Genomic DNA, 15,021 nt, shown 5'->3' on the forward strand with positions numbered 1-15,021 from the left:
ATCCCTCGTGTACTTTCGACGGGCTTTCTCTCGACTCATCGGACACCTCCCGCGAAAATCATTCTCGCGTTGCTGGGTGTCCACTAACAGTGGGGAAGCTCACGTTGCGTTGGCGCGGGTGTCGAGCCGGGAACAGGAACGCGAGGGCTTCTCGCTGGCGGTGCAGGAAGACGCACTCAAGCGATATGCCGCATCGACGGGCGGCGAAATCATCAAGCTCTTTCGCATTGCAGAAACAGCCAGCAAACGCGACGAGCGCAAGACGTTCAAAGAACTCGTCGCTTTTGCGAAAAAGAACGCGGCGACGCTCGATGCGCTGCTGTTTTACAAGGTCGATCGCGCCGCGCGAAACCTGTTCGACTATGTTGAACTGGAACGGCTAGAAAGCGAGCACGGCCTCGCCTTCATCTCCGTCTCTCAGCCAACCGAGAACAATCCCGCCGGCCGCATGATGCGGCGAACTCTCGCCAACATGGCGAGCTTCTATACGGAACAACAGTCGGTCGATGTCCGCGAAGGTCACGCCCGCCGCGTCCAGGAGGGCTGGTTCGTCGGGGCCGCGCCCTACGGCTACAGGAACATCCGCAAGGACGGCCGCGGCATCATCGAAGTCGATCCGGTGCGGGCCAATGCTGTCAAACGAATCTTCCACCTCTACGCCTACGAGCCGCTGACCGTCGATCAGCTCATCGGCCGCCTCGCCGATGAAGGGCTGAAGTACCGTCCCTCGTCTCCCCGCTTCCCGCGCAGCTCGGTGTACGCGATTCTCCGCGACCGCAGCTACCTGGGCGATGTCGAATATGGTGGACAGTGGTATCCGGGCAAGCACGATCCGCTCGTCGATCAGACGACCTGGGACCGAGTGCAGGTCCTGCTCGGCGGCAAGACTTACCGCTCGCACGAACTAACCTACGCTGGCGGCCTCATCCGCTGCGGCCACTGCGGCAACCTCATCACCGGCGAACAGGTCGTCAAGAAGGCGACCGGCAAGCAATATGTCTATTACCGCTGCACCATGTATAAGCTTGCGCTGGGGCATCCGCAGTTGCGACTCAACGAGGCGAAGTTGGATGAGCAGGTGTTGGCCGCATTCAAGTCCATCCAGCAGCCGGAGACGGTTCAGGCATGGTTCTCAAAGGCTCTGCGCGAGTGGTCCAAGATGGAACGTGCCGAAGCGACGACACAATCCGACGTATCGCAACGCGAGATCGCTATTCTCCAGCAGCAACAGGACCGCCTGCTCAACCTTCGTTTGCTCGAAGAAATCGACGCCGACACCTTCGCCCGCAAGTCCACGGAACTCCGCGACAAGATCGCGGCGGCGTCACTCCGCGTCGAAGCCGCAAACCGGGATCGAGGCGAACAGGCCGAATTGGCCATTCGTGTTTTCGAACTCTCGCAAGCCCTTGTCGATAAATGGGTTTCAGCCGATTACGCCGCCAAACGCCAACTGCTCGAAATCGTGTTTTCGAACTTCGTCCTGAACGGCGCAACTCTTTGCTATGAAGTGAATAAGCCCTTCGACGTGCTCATCGAAGGGCTTGTTTCAAGTCATACTCGGGGCGACTAGATTCGAACTAGCGACCTTCTGCACCCCATGCAGACGCTCTAGACCAGGCTGAGCTACGCCCCGTGAAGCCTCCATTTGAAACAGCGGGGCCGCTGTTGTCAAATCACGTCTGACGAGGCCTGTGCCGCGTGCCGCAGTGTGGCTTATGATCGCGCAACGGCAGAATTGCGTGAGTGGCCCGTGTTTCCGGCTGGGCTTCGGTATGGATCGCGGTGAGGCAGTTATATCGGCGATCTGCAACCGGTTGGCTCCTCTGTTATCGTTCTTGCGGCCCGACCGCTTTGCTGCTTCTGAGGTTTCCTGCGGAACGGCTTGCCCGACGAACGATCAGCGGCTGCTCCGGACAAGTTATGAGCTGTGAGTGACGATCGCGTGACGAATGCCGTAGCCAGCATGGATGCCGCCCGGGCGGCCGTCGATCCGACGCGCCGCCGTGAGACATGCAATGTCTGCGGCACCGCACACGATTCCAGACACGACGAGACGGCCGATGTGCCGTGCCATGTTCGTGTCTTTCGCGGCCACTTGTTTCGACTCTGGCGATGCTCAGTGTGCCGGACGATTCACTGTCTCGACGTGGTGGACCTCGACTATTATTACAGCAAGTATCCGTTCTCGCAGGCTCGGCTCGATCTGGTCTGGCGAATTTTCTACATGAATCTGGCCCGGCGATTTATTCGGCACGGCATGACGCCGGCGCATCGATTTCTCGATTATGGTTGTGCCAATGGATTGTTCTGCACGGCCCTGCGTGGGCGGGGCTTCCGTAACGTTTACGGCTACGATCCATACTCGGCGAATTCGGCTTTCGCGGATGAGCGGGTGCTGGAGCATGCACCGTTTGACTACATCCTGCTGCAGGATGTGCTCGAACACGTTGAGGATCCAAACGCATTGCTCGCTCGACTGGATCGCCTTCTGGCCGTCGGGGGGCATATCCTGGTCGGCACGCCGAACGCGCAAAAAGTGGATCTATCGCGGCCGGACGTGTTTCGAAACGAACTCCACGCGCCGTATCATCTGCACATCTATACCCGTTCCGGCGTGGAGCGCATGGGGCAGACCCTCGGCTGGCACGCGGTTAAATTCTACGATCGCTCCTACCATGATCGGCCGTGGTTCGCCCTGAATACGCGTGCGGCCAAGACCTATCAGAGTTTGAAGGACGGATCGTTTGACGCTTTTTTCGAGCCATTCGACATCAGAACGGCGCTGGGTTCACCGTCGTTCTGGTTCCACGCGGTGTTCGGCTACTGGCTCAGCTATCGATCGGACATGTCGCTCATGTTTCGCAAGGGGGATTAATCGAAGTTCGGTCTTCTCACGCGAAGTCGAATGAATTTGACCGGCGTCATGCCGGTCGCTAGATTCACGACCGTGGATGGCCGGATTGGGGAGGTAGAGTATTGAGTTTCTTGGCAAGCATCCTGCTCATCGTATATGCCATCAGCGTGGGGTCTCTGGCGGTGCACATCCGGCGGACGGCGGCGCTGACGAAGCAAGGCTCGGATGGATTTCCCGATGATGCTCCGACGTTGGATCGACTGCCGGCGATCGACGTCGTCGTTCCCGTCAAAGACGAGGAGAACAACATCGGTCGATGCCTCCGTGCGATTATCGCTGAGCGCTACCCGAACGCCCGGATTTTCGTCGTCAATGATCGCTCGACGGACGGCACCGCGAACGTCGTTCGGGCCATCCAGGAGGAACATCCGGAGATCGAGCGCATCGACATCACGCACTTGCAGGAAGGCTATTACGGAAAACCATCGGCTCTGGAAAAGATCGCTTCACGCCTCACAGGGGACATTCTCTTCTTCATTGACAGCGATATGTTCGTGAAGCCCGGCTGCTTCAAGACAGTTGTCCGGCGAATGGAGTCCGAAAGGCTTGATTGGCTGGCGGCTCACGGCGAAATGGAGTTGGACCATTTTTGGGAGAAAGTCCTCGCGCCAGTTTTCGGAGCGATGGCATACTCCTGGTACGATCCGCGCAAAGTCAGCGATCCAAACTGGCCCGATGCGATGGGCAGCGGTTTCATGGTTGTGCGCCGCGAATCATACATGGCGCTCGGGGGGCATGGCGCCGTGAAGAATTGCTACGATGAGGATAGCGTGCTCCTGCGGCGCGCCAAGGCGGCGGGACAGCGGGTGGTATTTACAGCGTCCGCGCGGCTTTTCAATGTGCGCATGTACGGTTCTTTAGATCGCACCATTCGTGGCTTTCATCGCACATTGATCGGCGGATTGAAAACCACATTCCGCTTTCTCATCACGATCAACGCGTTGCAATTCGTCTCATTGATGCCGTTCGGGCTGATCATTCTGATTCCGCTGCTCGGCGGGTTCGGATATTCCGTCCCGTTCGCGAAATATTGGCTTGGATTTGCCTTGCTGCACATTCTCCTCGCGACCTGGCTTGCCGCGCTGGTTTATCGCGCGGCCAAGGTGCCGCTGAAATACGCGCTGCTCCATCCGCTGGGTTCGGCTGTGGCAATCTGGGTGTGTTGCAGAGCGGCTGCGGACCTGCGCCGTCGTGCGCCAATCACATGGCGAGGCACGTCCTACGCATCGGCGGAACATGCCGTGGCCAAGCCGGGACAGTGAGTCACTCATTTCATCGCCTCAAAGACAAGTTCGAGACGATCAAAGGCGAATTTGCGTACCTTACGGTCGACCGACCTCGTCTAGGAATCCTTTTTGATTGAAATGTTCAGCGGAATGGTTCGATCGGTCGCGGAGGGGGGGGGATTCATATTATCCCGCGATGGCCGTGGAAATGCCGCGAGGTCCGAATCAATGGGGCAGGTGACTTCCAGCCACGCGCAGTCCGTCTGGGTGCGCAATCGTCCTTTCGGCAGCGCGGCCGGCAGGATCACGACGTCGCCTGCAATGAATTCGAATCTACCATCTCGATCGTAGAGAATCTCGCCGCGGCCCTGAGTCACAATCCAGCAAACCATCTCGGCGTAGGGAATCTCCTGTTCAAACTCGCCGATGAATCGGACTTTCTCGATGTTGAAGCTCGGGCAGCGCAACAGTCGTGTCACCGTCGTAAACAGGCTTGTGACATGCGAGCGTTTTTCGAACCGGCTGAAATCCGAGTCCGATCGAATGCACTCAATCGCTGACGCGATGTGCAGGCCGGCGTCCGGACCCTCGCGCTGCCGATCCCAGTCATAGAGCCGATAGGTCACGTCGGAGGGTGTCTGGATTTCCGCAACGACGATTCCGGCGCCGATGGCGTGCGGCGTGCCGCTCGGCAAGTAGTAGGTCTGCCCGGCCTTCACAGGGATGCGATTTAATAAGCTCACGACCTCGGCAGGGCGTTGAAGTGCCGTCGAGCGCACGTCGTCGATTGTGACTCCCGCCGCCAATCCGCGATAAATGCACGAATCCGGCCGGGCATCAATAATGTGCCAGGCTTCGTGCTTCTCTCGCACCGCACCGCCTTGTCGCCGGGCGGTGGCCTCGTCGGGATGGACCTGGATGCTCAGATTCTCGGCCGCGTCGAGGAACTTGATCAGCAGGGGGAATCGGCCGTCGATCAGGGCAGAACGACCGAGTAGTGCTGCTCCCCACTCCGATACCAAGGCGGTCAGCGTCGCGCCTTTTGCCGGACCTCGTGCGACGGTCGATTGGCCGACCTCGAGATCCGCCACTTCCCACGATTCACCAATTCGCTCGCCCGGGGGAAGGCGTTTTCCAAAAATACGCTCCAGATTGCGCGCACCCCAAGGTTTGCGGCGCAAGATCGGCTCGAAGACCAGCGGACAGATATCGGGCATGGCCTTATTCTAGGGGCTGGCGCGCGAGTCGGCGACGCGGCTTAGGACGGAGAGGACCGCCGAGCTTCGGGACGAACGACGAATAGCGACCGATTGCGGCTTGGTTGGAATGCGAATCAACTCACAGACGATTATCAGTGATTCCGAGCTCTGGTTCACTTTTATCACCAGCTCGGGACCGGGCGGCCAGAATGTGAACAAGGTTGCAACACGCGCGAATCTTCATTTTGATGTCGCCAACAGCCGGTCCCTTACCGATTCGGCGAAACAGCGTGTCCTTGCCGCACTCGGAGATCGCATCGACTCTTCCGGCGTCCTGCATATCAGCGCTTCCCGGTATCGCTCCCAGTCGGCGAACAAGGAAGATGCGATCAGGCGGTTTGTCAACTTGCTGGCAGAAGCGCTGAAGCCGCGCAAATTGCGACGGCCAACCCGACCGACCAGAGCATCGCAGGAGCGTCGACTCACCCAAAAGCGCCGATCCAGCGATCGCAAATCCGCGCGCCGCCCGCCTTCCCGGAACGATGATTAGGAAAATATACCTGGCAAACTGTACGCTCGGTGTGGTTGTGGAAAATCGCTCGCCGATCGGCAAACAGCGGGTCGACACCGGCTTTATTTCGGATATTGGGCTCGGCGATCGCTGAAATGCGGTTTGCTGAATCGCGAGAACCCGCGTAATGGCAACGGCTGGGGTGATCGCGTATCATTAAAATGGCGCAACGTCCGAATATTGAGCTGGCGTCGGGGTGACTCCGTGCTTTCCGGACGAGTGGTCGATCTTAGTATTGAATGAAACCAAACACTCAACGTGGGCGGTCTCTTGAAGCGGTCGTCCCCGTGGATCTCGTTCCGTCGCCGCGAACGAAAATGGTTCAGCTAGTCGCATGACAAAATTGCAGTTGACGGTTCCTGTTTCTGTTTCCTCGCTGTTATTGACCGTTCTGGTCGGGTGTGCCGTTCCGCAGCCGCGAGGCGAGGGCATGTACAAGCGTGTGGTCGAGCCGCGCACGAATGCGGTTTATCATCTGTACCTGCCCGTGGACTACGTGAAGAACAACGGTCGCCATCCGCTGGCCCCGCGGGTACAGCGATGGCCGCTCGTGATGACCTTTCACGGCATGAAACCCTATGACAACGCGATTCCGCAGGAACGTGAGTGGGAGAAGCAGGCGGACATCTACGGCTATGTTGTTTGTGCGCCGGAACTGCATACGTCGGACTCCTTTATGGAGTATCCGCTGACGCGCGAACATGGTTATGTTCTGAAGGACCGTGAAAACACCCTCGCTATCATGGACCATGTGTTTGAGACGACCTTGGCCGATCCGAACGCGGTCTTGTCAACAAGCTGGTCCTGTGGCGGCTATCTCGCGCATTATTTCGCGAATCGATTTCCCGAGCGTTTTTCCTGCATCGCCACGCGGTTGTCCAATTTCTCAGCTGACCTGCTGGTAGAGGACACCGTCCCGAGTTATCGCGACAAAACCCCCGTCGCCATATTCATTGGCGACGGAGACCTGCCCAAATGCAAGGCCGAATCCGAAGAAGCGGTTGCTTGGTACATGGCTCGGAATTTTCGAGTCGTTCGCGGCAAGATGATCGACCAGATGGGGCATCGTCGAATTCCGCAGACCGCTGCCGCATTCTTTGCCGAACAGATCGGACTGACTCCGCTCAATCCGGTGGAGGCGGCGAAGACCGTTTCCGAAGTGCGGATGACTGAGTATTACCCGCCGGCCGAATTGATCGCCCGCATGTCTCCGCCTGCCGCGCCTTCAACGTCGCTTGCGTCAGCGGTTCGTCCCACGACGCCGCCTGTGGCCGCAAGCGGCAGTCCGGTGGCTTCACGGCGTGCCGCGCCCTCCAGCTATACCAATACGACTGCCGGTCGCGATTATCCATTCGATCAGGCCACGACCAACTCGAGCCGCGGAAACTGGCTGGAGCCGGTCACCAATTCGAGTTCCACGCCCGGTCCGGAACATTCATCCAGTGCCGGACGAACGTCACGGGGAAATCCGCCAGCAACGGATTCGCGTGCGGGGACGAACCTCAGCGCGCCGCCGCGCTCTGCGCCGGTGACGCCGGTCGTGAACCGGACGCCGCCGCGCCGCGTGGAGATTCGGCTTCGCGGTCCGGCGATCGGGTCGTCGCCGTATTACCTGTCCTACTCAGTGGAAATGCCGCCAGCTGTGACCCAGGGTGCGGACTTCCTGTGGAAGGATAACGATACCTGGATGGGGGATGAGCCGAGCGGCGTGAAAATACTTGAAACGCCAGGCGTCCACAAAATTACGGTGCTGATGGTCACGAAAGACAATGTCGAGTATCGTGGGATGACGACGGTTCAGGTCCTCGATCGCAACGTATCGAGTGGGGGCTCCGCTGCGAGATAAGATGGCCCTTGGTACATCAGTTTGGAAGAGGTGGCATCGATGAGCGAGACACCGGCGCCGGTGGATAACTCGATTACTTTCGACGATTTCGTGAAAGTTGATTTGCGCGTCGCCCGAGTCCTGGAGGCGCGCAGCCACCCGGACGCCGACAAGCTCCTTGTTCTAAAGGTTGACGTGGGTGACGAGCACCGCCAGATCGTCGCCGGAATCAAGGGCTATTACCAGCCGGATGATCTTGTCGGCAAGTCGATCGTGATCGTCAGGAATCTGAAGCCCAGAACAATGCGCGGTGAGGTGAGTCAGGGCATGCTGCTTGCAGCGTCGACTGACGACCGATCTCAGGTCATACTGTTGTCGCCGATGGCCGACATTCCGCCCGGCTCGAAGGTCAGTTGACTCCTTCGTTTGCGATTCGCCTTTGGCCGTCGGCGAACGGCGCATTTCGGAATCGCCCCGACCGCGCGCATTGGGCAAACGTCGTACAGATCGCCCGGCCATGAAAACTTCGCCCAACGACATTTCCCTCAAACCGCCTCCCGGACCGGTCGATCGGACAGTCTGCCTTCCGGGCAGCAAGAGTCTGACCAACCGCGCCCTGCTCATTGCGGCGCTTGCTCATGGCAAGTCCACCCTCGATGGAATTCTCTTGGCTGATGATACGCGATTGATGATGTCCGCGCTTGCGGAGCTGGGTGTTCACGTTGAGGTCGATGAATTGCGGCATCGTGCCTCCGTTCCCGGCTGTGCCGGGCACTTCCCCAACGGCGATGCGGAGCTATTCTGCGGTAATGCCGGAACCGTGATGAGATTTCTCGCCGCCGCCTGCTGCGCTAACTACGGCGAATACAAACTTGACGGTGTCAGTCGAATGCGTGAACGGCCCGTCGGGAGCCTGGTCACCGCATTGCGGGAGTTGGGTGGACAAATCGGCTATCTTGAGCGGGAGGGATTCCCGCCTTTGGGAGTGCAAGGCAAGGGACTCCGCGGCGGGCGCATCACGATCGACGCTGGAATATCAAGTCAGTTTGTATCATCGATACTGATGGCTTCACCGTTGGCGATGAACGATGTTTTCATCGAGATTCGCGGCGAGTTGGCCAGCGAGCCTTACGTCGCGATGACCTTGCAGGTCATGGACGCCTTTGGTGTACAAGCCGTCGAGGAAAAACTGCGAAAGTTCATCGTGCCGGCTCCGCAGGCCTATCAGGCCGCCGAATTCGATGTCGAGCCTGACGCGTCCGCGGCGTCATACTTTTTTGCGGCTGCCGCGGTAACCGGCGGTCGCGTGACGGTGGAGGGGCTCGGCCTTCAGAGTTGTCAGGGTGATCTGGGCTTTGTTGATCTGCTGGAGCGAATGGGTTGCCGTGTTGAGCAGGGGCCTCGACATACGACGGTATGGGGCCCGAAGGATCTTCGGCTGCGCGGAATCGACGTCGATCTGAACCGCATGCCGGACGTCGCGCCGACGCTCGCGGTTGTCGCGGCCTTCGCGGAAGGACCGACGCACATTCGCAACGTGCCAAACATACGGCACAAAGAATCCAATCGGCTTGCCGCCCTTGCAACGGAGCTGGGTCATCTCGGCGTCGCAACCGAACTGCGAGACGATGGGCTGTCTATACTGCCGGCGCACTTACCCAGGGCCGCCGCCATCGGCACTTACGAAGATCATCGTATGGCGATGAGCTTCGCGATTGCCGGTCTGCGCGTCGACGGCATCGTGATTCGCGAGGCGGACTGTGTCAGCAAGACCTTCCCGGAGTTCTTCGAAATCTGGGCTGATCTGGCGTAGAAACCTGATTTCATCGTGGTCCTGCTCAGCCCGCCCAGATCAGACTTTTCATGGCTTGCCGCCGCGGCGCCGCCCGGACGAAGTTGATGCGACGGCCTACGTCCGGCGAGCACTGTGAACGCTATTCCTGTTGCGGCATATTTGGGTCAGACCGGCAGCATGTTCGGCTTAACTGGTGTCAGTCACCCAGCCCGATCGCGCTGGCTGCCGCGTAGTTCTCGGTGTGCGTGATTGAAAGCATGACGCGCGTGATGCCGAGCCGACGCGCGACCAGCAGTGTATGACCCGACAGCGTCACGCGCGGCTGTCCGGCCTCGTCATTCACGATCTCGATGTCGGTCCACGCGATCTGGCCGCGCCATCCGGTGCCGATCATCTTCAGCACGGCCTCTTTCGCGGCGAATCTCCCCGCAATGCTGGGCACCGGGTTCTTCATTCGTTCACAATAGGCGCGCTCGACTGGTGTCAGAATGCGATCCAGAAATCGATCCGGGTGCTGCTGCCACACGCGCTCGATTCGCACGTTCTCAATCAAGTCGATGCCGTGTCCCAACACGCTCATAGGTACAACCGCCCTGGTCTGCCTCATTCAACCATCGCGTCTCGCCCATACATAGGGAATCTCGTTCTCGTGCGGATGCGCGCGAAACTCATCCGGCTGCGCGTGGTGATAGCATTCGGACGTCACATTGATAACGATGGACTCCACGTCCGACACGCACATCCACCCGTGGTATACGCCGGGCGGAATCCGGGCGATCGCCGGACGATGCTCGCTCAAGTAAATCTCATTTACCTCGCCCGAGGTGGATGAGCCGTCCCGCGCATCGAAGAGGGCCAACTTGACCGCGCCGCGCACACAGTAAAAGTGGTCCGTCTGCAATCGATGAAAGTGCCATGCCTTCACTACACCCGGATAGGTCGTCGTGTAATAGACCTGTCCGAATTTCTCGAACCAGGGATCGTCCGCTCGGAGAATCTCGCCGAGCCGGCCGCGCTCGTCCGGCATCACGTTCGCAAGCCGCGCGTCAACTCCGTCGATTACCCGTGAAAAGCCGCGAATCAGAAGCGCTCCGCGTGAGAGCACGACCTTCAGCGGCGGCAATGACGATTTGTCAATTGATGGCATGGCTGAATTAAACCCATTCCCGCAACATCAAAAAGGTGCGTCCGACGGTAGAAGCGCGATCAGCGCTTGTCAAGCGTGGGCGGTCGCCTCGTATCGGCTCGGTCGTCCCGAGGATATACTCTGGCTCCGGGTGATGCCTCCGCCGCGAGGCCGCTCGGGATGCAAGCAATCAGCGGCGCCATGTACGGGCAGGTTCAAATGGCTCTTGAGCGTATCCAGAAAGTGCTGGCTGCCGCCGGATTGGGTTCGCGACGCGACTGCGAACAAATGGTCGCGGACGGCCGCGTACGCGTGAATGGCGAGTTGATCGAGCGCCTGCCGTTGATCATCGACCCGGACCATGATCGCGTCACGGTCGACGGACGACCGATTCGCCGGGCGAGGCTCGTCTATTTTGTCCTCCACAAGCCGGCCGGCGTTCAATGCACGATGTCGCGAGTCGAAGGCCGAACGACCGTTGGCGGCCTCATGGCACGTCTGGACGAACCTGTCATGCCGGTGGGGCGGATGGACGCCGAGTGTGCGGGCCTGGTTCTACTTACCAACGATCGCGACATGATGGCAGCCTTGTCCGACCCGCGCTGCGGGCTTGAAAAGACCTACCGGGTTGAAACCGCCTCGCCTCCAGATGCCGGCGCGCTGGCTTCGCTGCGAGAAGGCATCCGGTTGTCTGATGGTCGAACGGCGCCGGCGCGCGTCAAGGTCATTCACTCCGACAGGCAGCGCTGCGTGTTCGAAGTGTCGATTAACGACCGTCTGCAACGCGAAGTGCCACGAATTCTCGCCCGGCACGGATTGAAGGTAAAACGAATCACGCGAATCAAATTCGGAAAACTCAGCCTGCGGGAGATTCCCGTCGCGGCTGCGCGGCCGCTGACGCGCGAGGAACTGGCCTACCTCAGGAAGGCGGCATCCGGCGAGATGGCCGACGCGCCGGCTGCGATGCCTCGTCGTGCCTCGGCAAATCGCTCCGCGCCGACGCGGCGCATGATTGGGCGCAAGTCCACGCGCGAAATGCCGCAGGTGGGGCCGAATCAGCACGCGGAGAATCGCCAATCTCCGAAAACGGCTGCGCGCGCGGCCGGGCCGGTGCGCCGCCGCCGCATCATTCTTCCGGACGAGTGATCTTAGAGTTGGCCGTCCTTGCGCAGGTGGTCATGAACCGAGCAGGGCACTCACATACGGCTGAACGTCCGCTCCATCGATGACGCCGCTTGCGTCAAAGTCATAGATGCAGTTGTACGGGGCAACTTCAAGAAGAGTGTCCACGAACGGAGTTACGCCGCCTTCGAGCAGTTCGCAAATGTCGCTCGTGCCGTTGGCATTGCAATCAACCAGGCCGGCCCGGGGAAACCGGACGAAGATGGAGATCTGCCGTCCGGAATCGCAATTCACTGCCGCCGCAACGTCCGGTGTGGCGACGAGGTTCAGCACGGCATCGCCGCTGGCGACCGCTGTGTTCCAGGTCGTGGCGGAGACGGTCAGCTTCGCGTAGTTGGGCGTGCTTGCGCAATCGCTACCGGAAGTCTCATAGATTCGCCCGATAGGCGTGCCGTTCACGTTTACGTCTGCGTATTCTGTGTCCGCGGAGAAGTCGCCGCGCACGGTGAAATAAATCGCAACATCGCCGCCGGCCTCGGGCGGTTCACTAAGGATATAGGCTTGCGGCAATCCGACTCCCGGCGGTTCCATCGGCGGCGACGCACTTGCATAGTCGTTCGGAAGCCCATCACCATTCGCCGCTCCGCACCCGACACATGTGAACACGCTGAAGTCGTCGAGATACCAGCCCCTTGCTCCCGTGCATCCATCCTTGCTGAGCTCGAACTGTAGCCGGAACTCGTCACCAGGAGCGACGAGCGTGGTGAGATCGATCACAGTCTCGCCCCAGCCGCCGCCTGAGCCGGACCATGCCGCCTGACCGGCATTCGGATTCGTATTGCCGGGCGCGGGCGCGAGCCGGTCGTTGTAGGGGTTTGCGACGAATGAAGTACGCGGCACCTCGATTGCGGCATTCCCATTCACAATGATCTTCACATTGCCGCCGTCATAAGCGCCTTCGGTCCAGATCAGGTGTGTGAACGAAGCGAACAGGCTGCCACCGCCGATCGGCGCCACCATGAGCGGACTCACGAGTGAATGGACACCCGATTGATCGTTTGATCCGCAATTGCCGATGCTGGGATTCGGGCAGAACCATGCGGTGCCTGTGCGCCCGAAAAGGAACGGCCCGGGGGTGAGTTCCCAGTCAAACGGAGTCGGTCCGGTGTTGAACACCGTCCAGCCCGTGTTGCCGCTCTCGAAGTCGTCAGCGAACAGCACGTCGCGGTCGCCGCACTCGAACACCGACGACGAATCCAGAATCACCGGGCCGATCAGCCCGCATCGCCCCGGCGTATTCAACTCAACGGCCAGTAAGGCCTTGTTCAACTCCGTGACGTCCGCGGCGGTGATTGGCTCCGTGATCGGCGATCCGGTTCGAGGGTCGTTCGGGAAGGTGCCGACCAGATCGAGCGCTGCCTGATTCAGGGCGAGGTAGGCGTCGTTGAAGTTGGATGCCTGAGTCAGGTAGATTGTCAGGGCGCGATACCAGATTGCGCCGGCCTTGATCGGACCGATGCCCTGCACTTCGTACCCGTTGAATGTCTTGCCATCCGTTACGATGGCGAATGCGTGGTTCGGCACGCCGCTTCCGCTATGAACGCCGCCGTTGTCAATTGCAGGGCACACATGGAGTGGACTTAGCGCGCGGTCGGGGTGATTCCGGCAGGGAGGATTCCACATATCCCGGAAGGCATTGGACGTGACGCTCACATCTTCCCCGAGCAGCCAGCGGACGCCATCGGGAAAGTTGTCGACCTTCGGACTGCATCCTGAGCCCCGTAGATTGTTGGGGCTATCGAGGCCGGGACCGGTCGAATGCGTCGGCCAGAACGGCGGTTGTGGATTGCCTGCAAACGCCGAATCGCCGTTGAACAGGTCCACCAACTCGCCGAATACGTCGGAGTAGGATTCGTTCAACTGTCCCGGCTGATTCTGGTAAATGAGATTTGCCGTGTATTGTGTGACACCGTGGGTCAACTCGTGCCCGACAACGTCGTCGGTCACCAGGCCCGTGCAGAACACCATCTGGACTCCGTTCCAATATGCGTTCGGGCAGTTCGGTGAAGTCGAGTTGACCGTGGCCACCATGGTGATGCCGGCGCCGTCGATGCTGTCGCGGCCAAATGCGCGAAAATAATAATCGTAGGTGTCGCCGTAGTAGTCATATGCGCGATTCACATCCTCAGGCGATGCCACGGCCGGAGCGCCCTCGCCGCGCGCCAGTGTTCCCGGTATGCCGCTCGCGCCGTTTCCATCGTATATGGCCCGGTCCTTGGCGGCGTGGATCATCGACCATTGATCGATGATTTCGCCGTTGGCGGCGTCCACGAAGAACCCTTCGCGAATGCCCGCACTGTAGTCTGCGACCACGATGTAATAGGCCGCCCGGGCGCCCATCGGCGGGTCGCCGTACCAGCCCGGATCAACAATGACAAACTCGTTCCGCTCAATGAGCGCGCCGGCTTCGGCGATGCGATCCAATGCAACGAGATTCGCGTCGTCCGCGGTGAGTTTCGCATTGACTGGGAGTTTGGTTGACAGTGGATAAAATCGACCGTTCACCGACATGATCTGCCCGGCCGCATTCTGGTGAACTTTGAGGTCACCGGAGAATACGGGCACCCCGGCGTGAAGTTGCTGATAGGTCGTGTGGGTCCAGCCGATGCCGTCCGTCTCCCGTTTCACTTCAACCAACTGCACATTGGGATCGCTCACGCCGAATACGGAACCATGAATCTGGAAGAAATCGATCGGCTCGGGCCGCGCGATCTGATTCGCGCCCGGTGCGCCGGCATCTAGGGAAATCGGCCCACCATTCGGACCCTGCACAAAGACGACCAGGCCGAGCGACGCATTGTGGCTGATCTCCAGATCGCTCGCATGAAGATGGGTTGTTGCGAAGCCGATCAGCGCGATGCCCAGCGCGACCGTCGTGGGACGTGGTTGATTCACCAGTTTCAATCCGCGATTTCCAATGTGTGCACTGAACTTGTTCAACACAGATCTCCTCAGTGTCGGCGCGATCCGGTCGGCGGATCCGCTAGGTCACGAACGGTCACGTCATCAGGGGAGCATGTCTCGGCGCGATGATGAAATCACCCACGCACCGATCGGCCATTCCAGATGTGGCGGGATATCACACCGGTTTGACGCGATGCCGCAGGGATTGAACGGCCGATAAGTCCTATTCCACTCCTACCTGTGCAAGCGCGGCTCAGTGTCTGATTGTACCGGATCGGA

The 15,021-nt window shown here is 59.7% G+C and carries 12 protein-coding genes and 1 tRNA gene; 8 read left to right on the plus strand and 5 right to left on the minus strand.

The features are described from left to right. Positions 1–76 precede the first annotated feature (76 nt). Positions 77–1,570 (plus strand): recombinase family protein, encoded by a 1,494-nt coding sequence (locus KF841_13170; protein ID MBX3396308.1) that lies wholly within the window; start codon positions 77–79, stop codon positions 1,568–1,570. Here KF841_13170 and KF841_13175 read toward each other — a convergent pair. After that, positions 1,558–1,633: transfer RNA gene (locus tag KF841_13175), tRNA-Pro, on the minus strand. The two genes, KF841_13170 and KF841_13175, sit on opposite strands and share 13 nt — an antisense overlap. 294 nt (positions 1,634–1,927) lie before the next feature. Here KF841_13175 and KF841_13180 point away from each other — a divergent pair. Both KF841_13180 and KF841_13185 read left to right on the plus strand, forming a co-directional pair. Then, entirely contained in the window at positions 1,928–2,875 is a 948-nt protein-coding gene (locus KF841_13180) for a methyltransferase domain-containing protein (protein MBX3396309.1), read from the plus strand. Between the two features lie 101 nt (positions 2,876–2,976). Further along, entirely contained in the window at positions 2,977–4,176 is a 1,200-nt protein-coding gene (locus KF841_13185; protein MBX3396310.1) for a glycosyltransferase, read from the plus strand. 80 nt (positions 4,177–4,256) lie between these two features. On the opposite strand, the gene KF841_13190 is transcribed toward KF841_13185, so the two are convergent. Further along, complete coding sequence (locus KF841_13190) at positions 4,257–5,357, minus strand: class I mannose-6-phosphate isomerase (protein ID MBX3396311.1); 1,101 nt, start codon at positions 5,355–5,357, stop codon at positions 4,257–4,259. Between the two features lie 109 nt (positions 5,358–5,466). Here KF841_13190 and arfB point away from each other — a divergent pair, with 109 nt between their 5' ends. The 4 genes from arfB to aroA all read left to right on the plus strand — a co-directional run bounded on the left by arfB (position 5,467) and on the right by aroA (position 9,548). After that, positions 5,467–5,889, plus strand: a complete 423-nt coding sequence (arfB, locus tag KF841_13195) for an aminoacyl-tRNA hydrolase (protein ID MBX3396312.1) — start codon at positions 5,467–5,469, stop codon at positions 5,887–5,889. Between the two features lie 355 nt (positions 5,890–6,244). Continuing rightward, positions 6,245–7,756, plus strand: coding sequence for a hypothetical protein (locus KF841_13200; GenBank protein ID MBX3396313.1), 1,512 nt, complete (start codon positions 6,245–6,247; stop codon positions 7,754–7,756). A gap of 39 nt (positions 7,757–7,795) precedes the next feature. Next, positions 7,796–8,152: a methionine--tRNA ligase subunit beta gene (gene metG, locus KF841_13205; GenBank protein ID MBX3396314.1), complete on the plus strand. Its 357-nt coding sequence runs from the start codon at positions 7,796–7,798 to the stop codon at positions 8,150–8,152. 100 nt (positions 8,153–8,252) lie between these two features. Further along, a complete protein-coding gene (gene aroA, locus KF841_13210; protein ID MBX3396315.1) occupies positions 8,253–9,548 on the plus strand; it encodes a 3-phosphoshikimate 1-carboxyvinyltransferase in 1,296 nt (431 codons plus the stop codon). A 178-nt stretch (positions 9,549–9,726) separates the two neighbouring features. Here aroA and acpS read toward each other — a convergent pair whose 3' ends face one another. Beyond that, positions 9,727–10,110 carry a holo-ACP synthase gene (gene acpS, locus KF841_13215; GenBank protein MBX3396316.1) on the minus strand — a complete coding sequence of 128 codons (384 nt, stop codon included), beginning with the start codon at positions 10,108–10,110 and terminating at the stop codon, positions 9,727–9,729. 27 nt (positions 10,111–10,137) lie between these two features. After that, entirely contained in the window at positions 10,138–10,677 is a 540-nt protein-coding gene (locus KF841_13220) for a dTDP-4-dehydrorhamnose 3,5-epimerase family protein (protein ID MBX3396317.1), read from the minus strand. Between the two features lie 159 nt (positions 10,678–10,836). On the opposite strand from KF841_13220, the gene KF841_13225 reads away from it, so the two are divergent. Further along, complete coding sequence (locus tag KF841_13225; GenBank protein ID MBX3396318.1) at positions 10,837–11,802, plus strand: rRNA pseudouridine synthase; 966 nt, start codon at positions 10,837–10,839, stop codon at positions 11,800–11,802. A gap of 30 nt (positions 11,803–11,832) precedes the next feature. Here the strand turns inward: KF841_13225 and KF841_13230 are convergent, their stop codons facing one another. Further along, positions 11,833–14,778: a M4 family metallopeptidase gene (locus KF841_13230; GenBank protein ID MBX3396319.1), complete on the minus strand. Its 2,946-nt coding sequence runs from the start codon at positions 14,776–14,778 to the stop codon at positions 11,833–11,835. Between the last annotated feature and the right edge of the window lie 243 nt (positions 14,779–15,021).

This window comes from Phycisphaerae bacterium (assembly GCA_019636475.1).
GTDB lineage: Bacteria > Planctomycetota > Phycisphaerae > UBA1845 > UTPLA1 > JADJRI01.

Coding starts and splice junctions, on each gene's coding strand:
- KF841_13190 (MBX3396311.1), bottom strand. CDS start 5,357: ATGCCCGATATCTGTCCGCTGGTCTTCGAGCCGATCTTGCGCCGCAAA.
- arfB (MBX3396312.1), top strand. CDS start 5,467: ATGCGAATCAACTCACAGACGATTATCAGTGATTCCGAGCTCTGGTTC.
- KF841_13200 (MBX3396313.1), top strand. CDS start 6,245: ATGACAAAATTGCAGTTGACGGTTCCTGTTTCTGTTTCCTCGCTGTTA.
- metG (MBX3396314.1), top strand. CDS start 7,796: ATGAGCGAGACACCGGCGCCGGTGGATAACTCGATTACTTTCGACGAT.
- aroA (MBX3396315.1), top strand. CDS start 8,253: ATGAAAACTTCGCCCAACGACATTTCCCTCAAACCGCCTCCCGGACCG.
- acpS (MBX3396316.1), bottom strand. CDS start 10,110: ATGAGCGTGTTGGGACACGGCATCGACTTGATTGAGAACGTGCGAATC.
- KF841_13220 (MBX3396317.1), bottom strand. CDS start 10,677: ATGCCATCAATTGACAAATCGTCATTGCCGCCGCTGAAGGTCGTGCTC.
- KF841_13225 (MBX3396318.1), top strand. CDS start 10,837: ATGCAAGCAATCAGCGGCGCCATGTACGGGCAGGTTCAAATGGCTCTT.